Source organism: Pseudomonas sp. HMSC057H01 (assembly GCF_001836405.1).
GTDB classification, from domain to species: domain Bacteria; phylum Pseudomonadota; class Gammaproteobacteria; order Pseudomonadales; family Pseudomonadaceae; genus Pseudomonas; species Pseudomonas aeruginosa.
In genome coordinates, this window is the sequence record NZ_KV828484.1 from 47,538 (window position 1) to 48,384 (window position 847).

Annotated in this window: 2 protein-coding genes; both read right to left on the reverse strand. The window is 64.1% G+C overall.

Annotation, left to right across the window (positions count from 1 at the left end):
* Positions 1–411, reverse strand: a 411-nt coding sequence (gene ccoO, locus HMPREF2581_RS18475; RefSeq protein ID WP_070743594.1) for a cytochrome-c oxidase, cbb3-type subunit II, incomplete at its 3' end; no start/stop codon positions are given.
* A gap of 14 nt (positions 412–425) precedes the next feature.
* A partial coding sequence (locus HMPREF2581_RS18480) for a cbb3-type cytochrome c oxidase subunit I (protein WP_045108235.1) occupies positions 426–847 on the reverse strand: 422 nt, incomplete at its 5' end.

Here is an 847-nt window from a genome sequence, read left to right on the forward strand (position 1 = left end):
CATCTTCGACTCGGGCACCACGTTGCGCGGGTTGTACAGGTGCGCGCGGTGCCAGTCGTCGGAGTAACGGCCGCCGACGCGGGCCAGGTCCGGGCCGGTACGCTTGGAACCCCACAGGAACGGGTGGTCCCAGACGCTTTCACCGGCGACCGAGTAATGGCCGTAGCGTTCGGTCTCGGCACGGAACGGACGGACCATCTGCGAGTGGCAGCCGACGCAGCCTTCGCGGATGTAGATGTCGCGACCTTCCAGTTCCAGGGCGGTACGCGGCTTCATGCCTTCGACCGGGGTATTGGTCACGTCCTGGAAGAACAGCGGAACGATCTGGGTCAGGCCGCCGATGCTGACGGCGATCACCATGAAGATGGCCAGCAGGCCGACGTTCTTCTCGAGTATTTCGTGGTTCTTCATTTACGTCGGGCTCCTCAGGCGATCTGCGCGGCGGCTTCGTATTCGGCCGGCTTGGCAGCACGCACGGTGCGCCAGGTGTTGTAGGCCATCAGCAGCATGCCGGTGAGGAAGAAACCACCGCCGATCATGCGCACGATGAAGCCCGGGTGGCTTGCGACCAGTGCTTCAACGAAGGAGTAGGTCAGGGTGCCGTCCTCGTTGACCGCGCGCCACATCAGGCCCTGGGTGATGCCGTTGACCCACATCGAGGCGATGTACAGCACGGTGCCGATGGTGGCCAGCCAGAAGTGCGCGTTGATCAGGCCGATGCTGTGCATCTGCGGGCGACCGAAGACTTTCGGGATCAGGTGGTAGAGCGAGCCGATGGAGATCATCGCCACCCAGCCGAGGGCGCCGGCGTGCACGTGGCCGATGGTCCAGTCGGTGTAGTGGGAGA